Source organism: Natrarchaeobius chitinivorans (assembly GCF_003841505.1).
In the GTDB taxonomy this organism is placed as follows: domain Archaea; phylum Halobacteriota; class Halobacteria; order Halobacteriales; family Natrialbaceae; genus Natrarchaeobius; species Natrarchaeobius chitinivorans.
Genome location: NZ_REGA01000034.1, coordinates 1 through 13,713 on the forward strand (window position 1 = coordinate 1; position 13,713 = coordinate 13,713).

Below are 13,713 nucleotides of genomic sequence, written 5' to 3' on the forward strand. Positions count from 1 at the left end.
TGAGATCGTGTTTCCGCCGGAACGCTGGGCGGCGACCTTCCGGTCGCACGCCCAGCTCATCCTCCACGAACTTGGCGAATATCTCGGCTACTCGCCGCCACCGCTGCTCGACCGACTGATCGACGACGCACAGAAGATTCACCAGCAACGGCCAGTGTTACAAGAGACGCTCGCTACCGCTACGCAACCGAGGTGTGAGTCTTAGCTAAAGACGAATACCTCCCGCTTGTGGCGTTCCACCGACGGGATGAGCCACGACTCGTTATGATAAAAACGAGAGATAATCCTGACAGGCACTTCGACGCGCAGATCCAACTCGACCACCAGGAGTTGATCGCGACAGCCGATGCGATCAAATACGCGAGAGACGTCTCCCCCACCGACGTGAATCCCCTGGCTGCCCTGATTTTCCCACCTGGTGATCATGACTAACCCCGACACCGTCAGGATGGATCTCTGCAAGCACCGACAGTCACCAGAACAGAACGGTGGTGATCTATGACTCGAGACGACCGTGTCGAAGACGGATCGGGGATCGACCCGCTTGGTATCCTCACCAGCGCAGCCGATTCGAAGATCTCCCGGCGTCGAGCCTGTCACATCTTCGGTATGATCGGCAGCGTCTCTCTGGCCGGGTGTGGGGACGCAGAACCAGCGGCCGACTCGACAGCAACGCCAGAGACGGTAACCAGTCGCAACGAAGTGGAGATGGACCCGAACATCGCTACTCTTATCGAGTCACACGTCACCAGGCTCGAAGACGAAAGTCACTCACTCACTGTTTCGGTCGACCGCGGAGAGCCTGGTAACGCAGTATCCAAAACCGTACGATACCTCCGAGAATCGGGACCTGAATCCCGCCGCAAACTAATCGACCGTTCGACCGCAGATGACGGTATCGAAGCAGTTTCACACTATATGGGTTCTGACTATCAGGCCGTTGAAATCGATCTCGAGGACGGCACACAGGCCGTTGCCGAGTTGGACCCGCCGACCGACCTTCTCGAACTGACCGGTGCGGAGTTGTTCGACGAGTTACTCCTCGGAGCCACAGTCGGCGATCCAACCGAACGAGAGGCCGAAACACGGAACGAACCGCTTACAGCCTACGAAATCGACACACACCGTCGCCTCGACCTTCATCGGGGCGAGGTCATCGTTGATGGCGACGGCGTCATCCAATCGTTCGAGATGGAATGGGACAACCCAGACGGGTTACTCCACTCAATTTCGGTCACAGTCAACGAAATTGGGACGACAGAGGTCGACGGGCCTGCCGTCGGATGAAAGTTGATGCGCGACCATGCTGACGAACTTCCCGACGGCTGGCTCTAAGCGGCGGCTCGATGAGCAGTATCGAACCGCACTGGGGGGTTCGATCATCGGTTCTGGTTCGGACCGCCAGCGAGTCCACCGGTCGAAAAATCCCGCAAATTCACCATCTACAGACTGCATAGTGATTTCAGACTGTCTCAGTGTGGATCGACCGCTTTCATTCCTTCTGGCGGGACAGTCCAGCCAGCGTACACCGCTGGCTCAGACGCTTCATACGGATTGCTGTAACTGTTTACCGCCACACCCGGGACCCGTTCACCGGGTGTAGCGGTAATGACTTACAGCAGACCGTATCAGACATCACTGCAACCACGATCGGCCGAACCCAGCGCTGAATGGCCGAATACCAGCCGAAGAGGTGCTGAACTAGAAGTGGCCCACTACCATCTATTTCATGGGTTTGAAAAGATCTCCTCGAGATCGTCTAATTCGAACAGCGACCAGCTATCGTCGAGTTTCGTAGCGAGGCCGTCTACGAATCCGCTTCTCGAGAACAGGGCAAAGCGTTCGGATCGATTTCCTGGTCCCCATCGGACGTTCTCGGCCTTTTCTCGAAGGTCATCGACGAGTCCGTAGCCAACTGGGTCACTAGTCCACTTGCATTCGGCGAGGAGGATTCGGTTATCAGCGGGTGCGAGCCCGACGATGTCGATTTCGTCTTCCCCATACCACCATCGGCCTACCTCGGAATATGGGCCCAGTTCTTCGCGTCTGATCAGTTCCCAGACGGCTTCGGTGCAGATATCTTCGAACGTTGTTGCAACGTGCGTCGGCAAATCCGGCTCGATCGTCCCTTCGAAAACGACGGACGGAGCTTCTTCGATGCTGGACCGATTTGGTTCGACGTAGCGAAACCAAAACCGGAGGAACTCATCGGCGACGCGGTACCGGGAGCGTTTGGATTTCTGCCCGGCTGCCGTGACCGGAACTTCCCGATCGAGAAGGCGAAGGCGGCGAAGTGTCTGGAGGTACTTCGAAAGCGGTCCTGAATCGACGCCGGTGGCACCCGAAATTTCGTTTGGAGTCGTGTGTCCCAGTGCGACCGCCTCGAGGATACTCAGGTAGCGGGCCGGATTTCGAAGTTCAGTCCGAAGCAGGAATTCCGGCTCGTTGTACAGCATAGCTGTCGGCGAGAGGATGTGTGCCCGGATGTTTTCGGATAGAGGCCGCTCGTAATCGAAGAGTGTGAGATACATGGGCGTCCCTCCCGTAACCGAGTACGACCGGATCGCGTCTGCAATGTCGTACGAGATGACGTCACGCGCCTGTTGAAACGAAAACGGTTGGAGATCGATCTGCCCGGTTCGACGACCGTACAGTGGACTTTCGTGGCCGAGCACCGCTGACTCCATCGTGCTCACACTCGAGCCACACAGTACGAGCATCGACCCACTGCCCTGGAGTTGCTCGTCGACGAACGCTTGGAGATAGGACGGAAGTGAGTCATTTTCCTCGACTAAATACGGGAACTCGTCGATAACGACGACTCGATCGTCCGTTGTGAGCTTCTCCCCGAGATACTCGAACGCGTCGTCCCAGCCGTCGATTCGTGGAACACGCTCATCGAACGCTTCGGCGACTCGCTCCACAAATTTCTCACGTTGACGTTCTTCTGCTTCTTGCGCAGCGAGATAGTAGAGGTGGGGGCGATCAACACAGAACTCTTTGAGAAGCGCGGTCTTTCCCACGCGCCGACGCCCATAGATTACGTAGAACGCGTGGCCGGGCGATGAATATACCGTTTCGAGTGAAGCGAGTTCGTCCTCCCGATCGTAGAAGGTCATACTTTGCCTAATGATTACTGCGATAATGACTTGGTCGTTTCGGTTGATCTGGGTGAACGGTGTCTATAGTAGCCCATCTACCATCCAAGAATATCGTATATATTGACGAATTTATTGAGGATTGGGACTGTGTCAAATACGTGTCATAGAACGAGATCATCAACCTATGGTAGCCACTGAAAGTCATTGTACACGCCTCGCGATGTATCTGCTTAGGACCGTCGAACTGTCGGTTCTGTGCCGTCTCGCTACGAATGTGTGTAAACCGTTTCAGTCGTTACCTGGCCCACAGTGTACACACGGCAACGACTAAGTATCCACACTCACATTGTACACATAATGAGCAGTGAGAAAAAACGAGTCCAGTTTCGTGCGCCCCACCGGCTTATCGACCGAACCGATGCGCTCGCAGATGTCCTCGGCGAGGACCGAACGGACATTCTCGTCACTGCACTTCGTGAGTATCTTCAGGACGCTACACACGACGATGCACTCGTTCAGGAGATTGCAGCCGCGTACTACGACGGCGAAATTACCTTCGACCAACTCAAATCTCTCGTCGGCGCTGAAAAGGCAGCCAACTTCCGAGTGCTCAAACAGCAACTCAACGAAGACTTCGTCGAGGAAGTTGCCGAGTTATAGATGTCTACAGCAGTTGCAGACTCCTCAGCACTCGTCAGTCTCGGTGTCGTCGCTGAGTCTCACCCCGACCCGCTCTCAGTGTTCCTCGCCAATTACGACGTAGTTGTTCCACCGGAAGTCGTCGAAGAGCTCCGAGATATCGCTTCGTATGACGACAATCACGGTCAGGCCGCAACAGTAGTTCTCGACCGACGCGATGCGCTCACCACGGAGACCGTTGACCTCGATTCAACCTTCCCACTCGACGACGGCGAAAATGCCGCTGTTACGCTCGCTAATGAGTCCGATGCATCGTTATTCCTCTGCGATGAGTACAACCAACTCGGACTTATCCACGCTTCCCTCGCAAATACGCGCCTCGTCACGACTCCAACGCTCCTCTCGATCTTCGTTCGGACTGATCAATTATCCTCAGGTGACGCGATAACGCTTCTTGACGACATCACCACGACTCGTAGTTGGGCCGACAATAGCTACGTTCAACGCGCTCGCTCTCTTTTCGAACAACTCTGAATCCGTACTTTTTCCTCGATGTGCAAGTGACCGACGGTTCGTAGCTGTGACCGGTCGTGAGCAACTCTGCGTAATCAACTCTGGCGCGGCGAGTCGAACACGCTTCACGTAACGGATCTCGTCTCAGTTCACGGTGGACTACTGACAGAAAGGCGTGAAACGTACGGGAAAAATCGCCATTTATGTGATTTGCCCGTAAATATAGTGCTCCGACGGGGATTTGAACCACGCGAAACGGTCGCCTCGCTCCCGTTTCTCTCATTCAAATCCGTGGTCGCATTCCCCGCTTACAACGTCTTCGCGCAGAAATGCTCCGACAGGGATTCGAACCCTGGTCATTGCCGTGAGAGGGCAATATGATTGGCCGGACTACACTATCGGAGCTGACGTGATTCGAAGTAGCGCGCTACGGTGTTTAAGGATTCCGTTTCGAGCCCTGGGTGTGTCCTCGTGACACGCGAACGCTATTCGTCGAACGGGGATTTCGTCGCTTCGGGTTCGAAGCCTTCGAGGCTGATGATGTTCTCGCGGCCGACGCGGAGTTTGCTGATCGTTCCCTCCTCTTCCATATCAGAGAGGAGCATGCTGACCTTGGACTTCGACCAGCCGGTTTCGTCGACGATGTTGACCTGTTTCATTCGGCCGCCGTTGTCTTTGATGAGCGTCAGGACTCGATCTTCGTCGGTCAGGAGTTCGTCGTCGGCGAGTGGATCGGATTGCTCGACGGGCTCGCTCGAGGAATCGGCGTCGGGTTCCCCCGCCGGATAAGACAGAGTTGGATCGGGAGGGGTTGTCCCGTCGTCCTCGTCAGCGGGAGGCTGGCGACGTCGGTAGAGGACGAAGCCGGCACCGAGTATCAACGCCACGAGAACCGCGCCGCCGAGAAGTTGCCACGGTGGTCCGTCGTTGCCATCGCCGACCGACGAGACGGGTCCGTTACCTGGTGCACCGGCCGTGTCCTCGGGATGTTCGAGGATGACACGTGGATGGCCGTTCAGAAACTCCCGTTCGCCGCTCCAGCGGACGGAGTTGGCGTTTTCGATCGAGGTGCCGACGTACTGTGGATCGGGTTCGGCGCTCTGGAAGGCCAGGCCATCGTCGGGCTCGATGACGATCGACTGGTCGTCCGTGATGTACAACCCCTGGAAGACGTCTCCGACGACGACGGTTCCGTTTTCCGTACTCGCGAAGCCGTGCCAGACGAACGACATCTCGACGATGCCCATCGGATTGAGCTGTTCGTCGATCCGTGCGGTCCGGTTGAACTCCGCCGCCTCCATCTCTCGGTCGGTGTCGTCGCTCGCCTTGTTGGTCATCTGTTCGGCTTGTTCGACAAAGCGGTCGTACAGTCCGAACTCGTTTTCCTGATCGTCGAACTCCTCGGCGAAGTCGCGAAAGTTCGCTCGCGCGGCGGCCTCGTCCTCATCGTCGTCGCCGTCGAGGCGTTGCTCGTACCGGAACGTCCACGTCGCGCTGCCGTTCTCGTGGACGACGATTTCGAACGTCGTCGTATCGAAGTCTCGAGAGTCGACGTCCGATTGACTCGCGGCGCTCATCGACGCCACAGCGGTCCGTTCCCCTATCGTCTGGTCCGTCCCGGTGACGTGGCCGTTCGCGGCACCAGCCACCACCGCCGGACTCGTGGCACCGATGACGGTGACGACGGTGATGAAGACGACGAACCCGACGGAAACCGGCCGGCTCATTCGTCTACCACTACGTGCCGGAGCTAAAAATCCTTGTGAATACCGCGACACCGAACGTCTCGGCGCACTGGGAATCCACGCGTGTCGATACGCACAAACCGATCGACGCTGTAGTGGCGGTATGATCACGAACCTCGCAGCAGGCGTGCAAGCGTTTACGAGCAACGCCTACCTCGTGACGGGAGAGCGGACGGTGGTCGTCGACCCCGGCGCGAACTTCGACGTCGTCGACCGGATCCGCGATCACGTCGACCACCTCGACGCCGTCGTCCTCACGCACACCCATCCGGATCACGTCGGCAACCTCGAGGCGGTCACCGACGCCTTCGGTGTCGACGTCTGGGGGTTCGATCCGTCGATCGAGGGGGTCGATCACGGGATCGAAGACGGCGAGACGGTCCGGTTGGGCGATCACGACTACGTCGCGCTCCACACGCCCGGACACAAGGACGACCACCTCTGTTTTTACTCGCCGGATGCGGGGGTCCTCATCGCCGGCGACCTCGTCTTTCAAAACGGGAGCTTCGGCCGCACGGATCTCGAGGAGGGTGACCGCGAGACGCTGATCGAGAGCATCGACCGCCTCGCCGAGCGGATCGACGACGACCTCGCGGAGATGCACACCGGCCACGGGCCGAGCGTGACGAGTGATCCGGCCGAACACGTCAGACTGGCGGGCCGGATGGCTCGCCAGATGTAGGTCGGAGTCGATCGTCACGGCGTTTCTCTCGAGTCACACGCTCAGAAAGAGTTCTCGAGTCACCCGTCGAGTCACACGCCAGCTGTTTCGCTCGAGGCTTCCGACGGAGGCGGCGCTACGACGTTTCTACCAGGTGCTCGTCGCCGGGCTCGAATCCCACCGTTACCGCCTCTCCGGGCATCTCCTCGAGTCGCAACACGACGGCGTGGTCGTTCCACCGGCCGTGGACACGGACGGTCTCGCCGAGGAACTCGCTCGTTTCGACGTCGACGGTGATCCGATTCCGGTCGGCCGCTTGCGAGAGGGCGTCCGGCCGAACGCAGAAGCTCACCCGACTGGCGTCGGCCGGAACGTCGCGGAGTTCGAACGTCCGGCCGCCGTGGTCGACCTGCGTCGTGTGCCCGGTTCGTTCCCGAACGGTGGCGTCGAAGACGTTGTTGTCGCCGACGAACTCGGCGACGAATCGCGTCGCCGGCTCGCCGTAGATCTCCTGTGGTGGGCCGACCTGCTCGAGGCGACCGTCGCTCATCACGGCCAGCCGATCGGAGACGGCGAGTGCCTCCTCCTGGTCGTGGGTGACGTAGACGGTCGTGATCTCGAGTTCGGACTGGATCCGCTTGAGCTGGCGTCGAAGCGACTCGCGCAATCTGGCGTCGAGGGCGCTCATCGGTTCGTCGAGCAAGAGCAGATCCGGAGCCGGCGCGAGCGCTCGAGCGAGCGCGACGCGCTGTCGTTGCCCGCCCGATAGCTGGTCGGGCGAGCGTTCGCCCATCCCCGAGAGATCGACCAGTTCGAGCAACTCGGCGACGCGTTCCTCCTCGTTCGTTCCCCCCGGCGGCTCCCGAAACTGCAACCCGTAGCCGACGTTCTCGGCGACGCTCATGTGGGGAAACAACGCGTAACTCTGGAAGACGACGCCGACGTCGCGGCGCTCGGGCGGAACGCCGGTCATCTCCGTTCCGTCGAACGAGACCGATCCTTCGGTCGGCTCCTCGAAGCCGGCGATCGCCCGCAGCGTCGTGGTCTTGCCACAGCCAGAGGGGCCGACGAGGGTGAAAAACTCCCCGTCTCGGACGGTCAGGTCGACCGACGACAGCGCGGTCGTCCCATCGCCGTCCGTCCCGTAGCGTTTTGAGACGCCCTCGAGGCGGAGTTCGGTCACAGTTCGTACCTCCCGCCGACGCGGTCGATGACGACGAAGCTGGCCGCGGTGACGGCGAGCAACAGCGTTCCCATTGCGATCGCGGGACCGGACCTGCGCCCGAGGTAGCGTTCGACGGCGACGGGCATCGTGTAGCTCTCGCTGCCGCTCGCCAAAATCACCGTCGAAGAGAACTCGCCGATCGAGATGGCGAAGGCGAACGCCGCGCCGGCGACGATTCCGCTCGCGATCAGCGGCAGTTCGACGTCGAGCAGCGCGCGGTACCGAGAGGCACCGAGCGCGCGGGCGGACTCGACCATCGCCGGATCGAGACTCGAGAGCAACGGCGAGACGTTCCGGGTCACGAACGGGTAGGCTGCGACGGCGTGAGCGATGACGATCGCAATCGCGCCGGTCACCTGAAGTCGCCACCCGCCCGGTAGCGGGACGCCGAAGACGAGTCCCTGCAGGAGGCCGATGCCGAAGACGATGCCGCTGACGGCGAGCGGAAGCATCGCCAGCGTGTCGACGACCGTTCCGCTGCGTCCGGCCCGGACCGTCAGCACCGATATCACGACGCCCATCGGCACCGCCACGAAAAGCGTCGCGAGGCCGAACAGAAGCGAGTTGCGGATCGCCGGCAGCGGGCGCGTCTGGAAGGTCGTCCCCTCGAGCTGGCGCTCGAGTAAGAACGCGTAGTTGCGAAGCGTAAAGCCGGTCCCGTCCGTGACGCTGCCGAGGACGAGACTCGCCATCGGGCCGACGAAGACGATTACGGCGACGAGACCGTAGGCGACGATGGCGAGGCGTTCCGGCGAGAGCGCAGTTCGGACGTCGGGAAACAGCGGCTCGGTTTCCGATGTGGAGCCGGTTCGGGCGAATCCCGCCTGCGCGGACTCGTACCGGAGGTAGGCGTAGGTGAGTCCGAGCGAGAGGATCGTCTCGAGGATCGCGAGCGTTGCGGCCTCGGCGTAGTCGAGTCGCTGGACGCGGTCGTAGATCCAGACTTCGACGGTCGCGAGCTGGAGGCCGCCCAGCGCGAGCACGATCGGGAACGTCATGAACGTGAAGATGAACGTCAGGAGCGCGCCGGTGAGGACGGCCGGCGCGAGCTGGGGAACGACGACGTCCCGGAACGCCCGTCGTTCGCTCGCGCCGAGGCTGCGAGCCGTTTCGACGGCCCGACGGTCGACCGACTCCCAGGCCGCGACGGTGATCCGGGCGACCAGCGGGGCGTTGTAGAAGGCGTGTGCGAGGATCACGATCGCGAGCGGGTTCGCCTCGATGAACGCGAACGGACCGAGGCCGATGACGCCCAGAACAGAGTTGAGCGTTCCCGCGTGGCCGAACATGGCGTAAAAGCCGACCGCGACCATGATACCCGGCAGGACGAACGGCAAGATCGTCAACGACCGGAGGGTCCGGCGGCCGGCGAACTCGTAGTTCGCGAGGACGTACGCCGCCGGGAGCCCGAGCGCGACGCTCGCGACAGTCGACAGGGCCGCCTGATACGCAGTAAAGCCGAACAGCCCCATTCGAACGCCGGGCGTCTCGACGGCGAGCCACGGGACCGGAACGCCGACCCCGGGGATCGGGTACTCGAGAGAGAGCGAGACCGAAACCGCCCCGAGCCACCCGAGGAGGGAGGCGAGGTGACTCCCGACGGCGACCGGATCGGCGACGACGTCCGCGAGGAACCCGACGTAGAACGGATCGGTGAGCACGTCGGCGAAGTGGCCGAGCGTCGGCGATCCCTCCTCGAGGACGGCCTCGACGAAGACGACGCCGACGGGAAGATACAGCATGACCACCAGAACGGCCGCCGTCGCGAGTGCGGTCAGCCACAGGGCCCGACGCTCGAGCCGGCGGCGAAGGCACTCGAGCACTCGATACCATCGCTCGAGCCAGTGGCGGACGCTGTCGAGAGCGGAGGACCGTTCCGGGGGAGACACGGCTGTGGTCGGTTCAGTGGCCGGCGAACTCGCGTGCCCAGTCGTCGACCCACTCGTCTACGTTTCCGCGGAGGTCGTCGTAGCCGACCGTCACCGCCTCCGGCGGAACGTGTGCGTACTCGTCGAACTCGTCGTCGAGGTCGACGTACTCGTCCTCGACGGCGGGGAACTGGACGTTGCGCTCGGCGATCTCGGCCTGAGCGTCGTTCGAGAGGACGAAATCGAAGAACGCGTACGCGAGGTCGGCGTTCTCCGTGTTCTCGAAGATCGCCATTCCCTCGGGGTTGGCGTAGCCCTGATCGTTGAGAAACCCGACCTGGTGGCGGGTGAGGTCGTTGCCCTCGGCGACGGCGAACACCTGGTCGGTCGAGTAGGAGACGACCATCGGCCGCTCCTCTTCCATGTACGCGCCGTAGTACGACTCCGTCCAGTCGTCGAGGACGCGCACGCCGTTGTCCCGGAGGTCTGCCCAGTAGTCGAGGTAGCCGTCCTCGCCGAAGGCGTCGATCGTCCACAGCAGGAAGGCCTGCCCGGGGTCGGACGTCTGGGCGTTCTGGGCCAACAGCGCGTCCTCGTAGGCCGGTTCGGTCAGGTCCTCGAACGTCTCCGGTTCGTCGACTTCGCTCTCGTCGTAGACGAGGCTGATGTAGCCCGTATCGTAGGGGAGGACGCGTCCGTGTGGATCGCCCATGTCGAGGCCGTCGCGGATCCGATCCGCTCGCTCGAGCCGGCCGGTATCGAGTTCCTGAAACAGCCCGCCGTCCTCGAGGTTGTCGTCGACCGTCACGAGGTCGTCGATGTTGAGGCCGAAGTAGACGTCGGGGTCGATCTCGACGCCCTCGTCCGCGCGGTTGACGTAGTGGTTGATCCCCTGATCCGGAAGCTGGGTCCACTCGAGGTCGACGTCCGGATACTCCTCTTCGAACGCCTCCCTGATCCACGGCCCGGCCGGATTGTCGCCGTCGATCATCGACTCGTAGGTGACGACCTCGAGAGTCCCCGATAGTTCGGAGTCGTCGGAATCGTCCGACTCCGCCGCGTCGTCTCCCCCATCGTCGTCCACCGGCGTCTGTTCGCCGTCGTCCGAATCGTCGCCGGAACCGGGATCTCCCTCGCCGTTTTCGCCGTCCTGTGTCAGACAGCCGGCCACTCCGAGCGTTACTCCACTCCCGACGGTACCGAGAAGGGTTCGCCGTCTCATTATCCGGTTGTTCCACCGAGTGGTGATAACGGCGTTGATCCGGGATCGAAGTGGTCCCCTTTTCGACACGATACGACGCCGGATTCCACTCCCGAACGACGTGGTTTCACAGTTGGGTCCACTCCCGAGGGACGCGACTCCCCGTCTGGATCTACTCTCGAACGGCCCGACCGGCCGCCTCGAGGAGGACGTCGTAGGCCTCCTCGTACGCGCTGGCGACGCGTTCGGGGTCGGATCGGTCCTCGCCGCCGAGCGGTGGCAGTCGAACGCGCTCGAGGGGATCGAGGTACTCGAGGACGTCGGGAACGCGCTTCTCGAGTCGACCGTCCATCGGACTCGAACTGGCGATCTCGCAGGCCCGACAGTAGCGGTCGCCCCGATAGATCCTCGCGCGGCCCGGTTCGACCGCGGCGACGGCCGTCACCGCCGCCGGATCGAGCGACTGGAGGGGCTGGGCGATGTCGCCGTAGGACTCGACGACGGCGACCTCCGCCGACTCGATCTCCGCGGCCAGCCGTTCGAACGCCGGGACGTACGCCTGCCGTGCGACGTCGTCGAACTCCTCGACCGTCTCGACCGGGACCGCCTCCACAGTCGGAAGCGCCTCGGCGACCGCGTCGGGCAACTCAGCGGCGGCGTTCCGGACGAACATCGGTCCATCCTCGCCCGTCCCGCGGCCGATCCTGTCGATCAGGAACTCCCGATCTGCTCTCCCGAAGAGGCCGCTCCCGCCGCCGGGCGAGGGCCGCCACAGCCGGTGGACCGGATTGAGCGCTTCGGGGGCTCGCCCCCGACCTTCCGCCCGGGCGAGACGGGCGGCGTCTTTCCCGTACAGCCGCCCCTCGGCGAGCGCTCGCCGGCAGTCGTCGTGGTCGAACCAGAAGTCGTTGCCCGCACGGGGCTTGTAGCCGACCCCACCGGTTCGCTCGAGCAGGCCGACGGAAAACGTCGTCTTCCCGGCGTCGACTCGGTCCGCGCCGACGACGAGCAAGATCATTCTTTCAGGCCGTAATACCCCGGTTCGTCGTCGGATCTCGGCTCGGCTACGACGAGGTCGTCGGCGTTGACCATGACCCAGGGAATCGCCCAGTCGAGCAGGATGTCCTCGGTCTCCCGGTCGACGTCGTCGTCCGGCTCGAGGCCCTGCAGCAGACGGGCGATCTCGTAGACGGTGTACATCCGGTCGTCGTCGAGCAGTTCTTCGGGCGTGTAGAAGTCACAGGGCAGGAGGTCGTCGAACTCCGATTTCGGAACGGGCATACGCCGAGCTATCGGTCTCGAGTGCCTAAATCGTTCGTTTCCTCTCGATCGTTTCGACCGATCCCGCTACAGCCAGACGGTCGATCCCACCGCCGGACCCGCTGCCCGACTCGTCTCGAGACCGGTCCCCCGGTCACCGCCCGGGAAATCGCCGGAGAGCGCTCGGTCCAGCATTTCGATTGGATGGACGGGGCGGTCGTACCCCTCGAAATCACCGACCTGTGTTCGACAGGAGACGCCCGGCGCGACGACGACGGGCTCGCTCACTCCCGTCGGAGCGGCGTCGCTTTGGGTCCGCTGGGGACGATTGGCCAGCCGTTCGTCGAGTTGCTCGCGAAGGAGCGAACCGATCGCCCTCGAGAGGTCGTAGTGTTCGGCCTCGTAGCCGAAGCTGCCGGCCATGCCACAACAGCCGGAGTCGACGGGGTCGACCGCGTAGCCCGCCCGGCGCAACACCCCCACGGCGTGGTGGTCGGTCCCGCGGGCCTTCTGGTGGCAGTGCCCGTGGTAGACGAGGTCGGACGGACTCCGGTCGAAACCGAACGACAGATCGGCGTCGAGGCGGTGTCGATCGAGGTACTCACAGACGTCGTAAGTATTCGCCGCGAGGCGCTCGAGACGGTCGTCGTCGACGATTCCCGGGAGCAGCGAGCGATACTCGTCGACCACCATCGAGGCGTCCGAGGGCTCGACGAAGACCACAGACCAGCCCCGGTCGAGATACGGCGCGAGGTCGTCGACCAGCCGTTCCCCTCGACCGCGCGCCGACTCGAGCATCCCCTGGGAGTAGGCTGCCCGCCCCGTCGGACCGAGATCGGGAACCGCGACCCGGATTCCCGCGGACTCGAGGACGCGGACGGCCGCCTTCCCGGGTTCGGGTCGACTGTAGTTGGTGTAGGTGTCCGGAAAGAGGACGACGTTCCCCGCCGCCGTCTCGGCGTCGACGGCCGATCCGCGGTTCTCGAACCACGAGACGAGACTTTCCCGCCGAAACGTCGGCAGCGTTCGATCGGCGGCGATTCCAGCCGTTCGCTCGAGTATCCGTCCGGTTCCCGGCACGGCGGGCGCTCGGTTGGCGATCGGTGCGACCGCGCTCCCCAATCGGGCGAGCCTGTCGACGTTCGCGAACAGCCGCTCCCGGACGCTCGCTCCTTCCCGTTCGTGGTACTGGTGTATCCGTCTTTAGCTAAGCGTGAAACCACGTGACAGCGACAGCTTATCGTGGATACTTTTCGGAAGGAATGAGGAGGTATCGAGTGTGCACAACGAAACCTCCTCATCTCGGATTATGCGTCGGCTCACTACATTGTTTCCCTCCGAGTTCCTCGAAGAGCACGCCGAGGAACTCGGCGTGGTCGAACGCGACCGCAAGCTCCAGATTCCCGCATTCGTCTGGGCATTCGTGTTCGGTTTCGCCGCAGGCGAAAGCCGAACACTCGCTGGCTTCAGACGCAGCTACAACTCGACAGCTGATGAGAC

At 62.3% G+C, this 13,713-nt stretch carries 11 protein-coding genes, 1 tRNA gene and 4 pseudogenes; 7 read left to right on the plus strand and 9 right to left on the minus strand.

Annotation, left to right across the window (positions count from 1 at the left end; genetic code table 11):
• The 3 genes and pseudogenes from EA473_RS21370 to EA473_RS21380 form a co-directional block, all read left to right on the plus strand.
• Window positions 1–205, plus strand: a pseudogene (locus EA473_RS21370) (IS4 family transposase); the annotation flags it as partial.
• Between the two features lie 293 nt (window positions 206–498).
• Window positions 499–1,287 (plus strand): hypothetical protein, encoded by a 789-nt coding sequence (locus EA473_RS21375; RefSeq protein ID WP_124197640.1) that lies wholly within the window; start codon window positions 499–501, stop codon window positions 1,285–1,287.
• 173 nt (window positions 1,288–1,460) lie between these two features.
• A pseudogene (locus EA473_RS21380) lies at window positions 1,461–1,705 on the plus strand (hypothetical protein); the annotation flags it as partial.
• Window positions 1,706–1,727: 22 nt separating this feature from the next.
• Here the strand turns inward: EA473_RS21380 and EA473_RS21385 are convergent.
• Window positions 1,728–3,119 (minus strand): ATP-binding protein, encoded by a 1,392-nt coding sequence (locus EA473_RS21385; RefSeq protein WP_124197641.1) that lies wholly within the window; start codon window positions 3,117–3,119, stop codon window positions 1,728–1,730.
• 339 nt (window positions 3,120–3,458) lie between these two features.
• Here EA473_RS21385 and EA473_RS21390 point away from each other — a divergent pair, with 339 nt between their 5' ends.
• Both EA473_RS21390 and EA473_RS21395 read left to right on the plus strand, forming a co-directional pair.
• Entirely contained in the window at window positions 3,459–3,761 is a 303-nt protein-coding gene (locus EA473_RS21390) for a hypothetical protein (protein ID WP_124197642.1), read from the plus strand.
• On the plus strand, window positions 3,762–4,274 hold the full coding sequence (locus EA473_RS21395; protein WP_124197643.1) for a hypothetical protein: 513 nt from the start codon (window positions 3,762–3,764) through the stop codon (window positions 4,272–4,274).
• A 309-nt stretch (window positions 4,275–4,583) separates the two neighbouring features.
• On the opposite strand, the gene EA473_RS21400 is transcribed toward EA473_RS21395, so the two are convergent.
• Window positions 4,584–4,658: transfer RNA gene (locus tag EA473_RS21400), tRNA-Glu, on the minus strand.
• Window positions 4,659–4,738: 80 nt separating this feature from the next.
• Window positions 4,739–5,980 carry a helix-turn-helix transcriptional regulator gene (locus EA473_RS21405; protein ID WP_124197644.1) on the minus strand — a complete coding sequence of 414 codons (1,242 nt, stop codon included), beginning with the start codon at window positions 5,978–5,980 and terminating at the stop codon, window positions 4,739–4,741.
• Window positions 5,981–6,101: 121 nt separating this feature from the next.
• Here EA473_RS21405 and EA473_RS21410 point away from each other — a divergent pair, with 121 nt between their 5' ends.
• Window positions 6,102–6,680 (plus strand): MBL fold metallo-hydrolase, encoded by a 579-nt coding sequence (locus EA473_RS21410; RefSeq protein WP_124197645.1) that lies wholly within the window; start codon window positions 6,102–6,104, stop codon window positions 6,678–6,680.
• A gap of 115 nt (window positions 6,681–6,795) precedes the next feature.
• On the opposite strand, the gene EA473_RS21415 is transcribed toward EA473_RS21410, so the two are convergent.
• The 6 genes and pseudogenes from EA473_RS21415 to EA473_RS21440 all read right to left on the minus strand — a co-directional run.
• Complete coding sequence (locus tag EA473_RS21415) at window positions 6,796–7,842, minus strand: ABC transporter ATP-binding protein (protein WP_124197646.1); 1,047 nt, start codon at window positions 7,840–7,842, stop codon at window positions 6,796–6,798.
• A complete protein-coding gene (locus tag EA473_RS21420) occupies window positions 7,839–9,707 on the minus strand; it encodes an ABC transporter permease (protein WP_243645338.1) in 1,869 nt (622 codons plus the stop codon). Before EA473_RS21420 ends, EA473_RS21415 begins: the two co-directional genes overlap by 4 nt.
• Window positions 9,708–9,786: 79 nt before the next feature.
• Window positions 9,787–10,974 (minus strand): thiamine ABC transporter substrate-binding protein, encoded by a 1,188-nt coding sequence (locus tag EA473_RS21425; protein WP_124197647.1) that lies wholly within the window; start codon window positions 10,972–10,974, stop codon window positions 9,787–9,789.
• A 151-nt stretch (window positions 10,975–11,125) separates the two neighbouring features.
• A complete protein-coding gene (locus EA473_RS21430; RefSeq protein WP_124197648.1) occupies window positions 11,126–11,971 on the minus strand; it encodes an ATPase in 846 nt (281 codons plus the stop codon).
• Window positions 11,968–12,234 carry a DUF5827 family protein gene (locus EA473_RS21435; RefSeq protein ID WP_124197649.1) on the minus strand — a complete coding sequence of 89 codons (267 nt, stop codon included), beginning with the start codon at window positions 12,232–12,234 and terminating at the stop codon, window positions 11,968–11,970. The genes EA473_RS21430 and EA473_RS21435 overlap by 4 nt, the downstream gene beginning before the upstream one ends.
• A 153-nt stretch (window positions 12,235–12,387) precedes the next feature.
• Window positions 12,388–13,407 (minus strand): annotated as a pseudogene (locus EA473_RS21440) (FAD-binding oxidoreductase); the annotation flags it as partial.
• 115 nt (window positions 13,408–13,522) lie between these two features.
• On the opposite strand from EA473_RS21440, the pseudogene EA473_RS21445 reads away from it, so the two are divergent.
• Window positions 13,523–13,713 (plus strand): annotated as a pseudogene (locus EA473_RS21445) (IS4 family transposase); the annotation flags it as partial.

Excerpts from the sequence above, each read along its gene's own strand:
- EA473_RS21390 (WP_124197642.1), top strand. The coding sequence starts at position 3,459 with ATGAGCAGTGAGAAAAAACGAGTCCAGTTTCGTGCGCCCCACCGGCTT.
- EA473_RS21395 (WP_124197643.1), top strand. The coding sequence starts at position 3,762 with ATGTCTACAGCAGTTGCAGACTCCTCAGCACTCGTCAGTCTCGGTGTC.
- EA473_RS21405 (WP_124197644.1), bottom strand. The coding sequence starts at position 5,980 with ATGAGCCGGCCGGTTTCCGTCGGGTTCGTCGTCTTCATCACCGTCGTC.
- EA473_RS21435 (WP_124197649.1), bottom strand. The coding sequence starts at position 12,234 with ATGCCCGTTCCGAAATCGGAGTTCGACGACCTCCTGCCCTGTGACTTC.
- EA473_RS21385 (WP_124197641.1), bottom strand. The coding sequence starts at position 3,119 with ATGACCTTCTACGATCGGGAGGACGAACTCGCTTCACTCGAAACGGTA.
- EA473_RS21425 (WP_124197647.1), bottom strand. The coding sequence starts at position 10,974 with ATGAGACGGCGAACCCTTCTCGGTACCGTCGGGAGTGGAGTAACGCTC.
- EA473_RS21375 (WP_124197640.1), top strand. The coding sequence starts at position 499 with ATGACTCGAGACGACCGTGTCGAAGACGGATCGGGGATCGACCCGCTT.
- EA473_RS21410 (WP_124197645.1), top strand. The coding sequence starts at position 6,102 with ATGATCACGAACCTCGCAGCAGGCGTGCAAGCGTTTACGAGCAACGCC.
- EA473_RS21430 (WP_124197648.1), bottom strand. The coding sequence starts at position 11,971 with ATGATCTTGCTCGTCGTCGGCGCGGACCGAGTCGACGCCGGGAAGACG.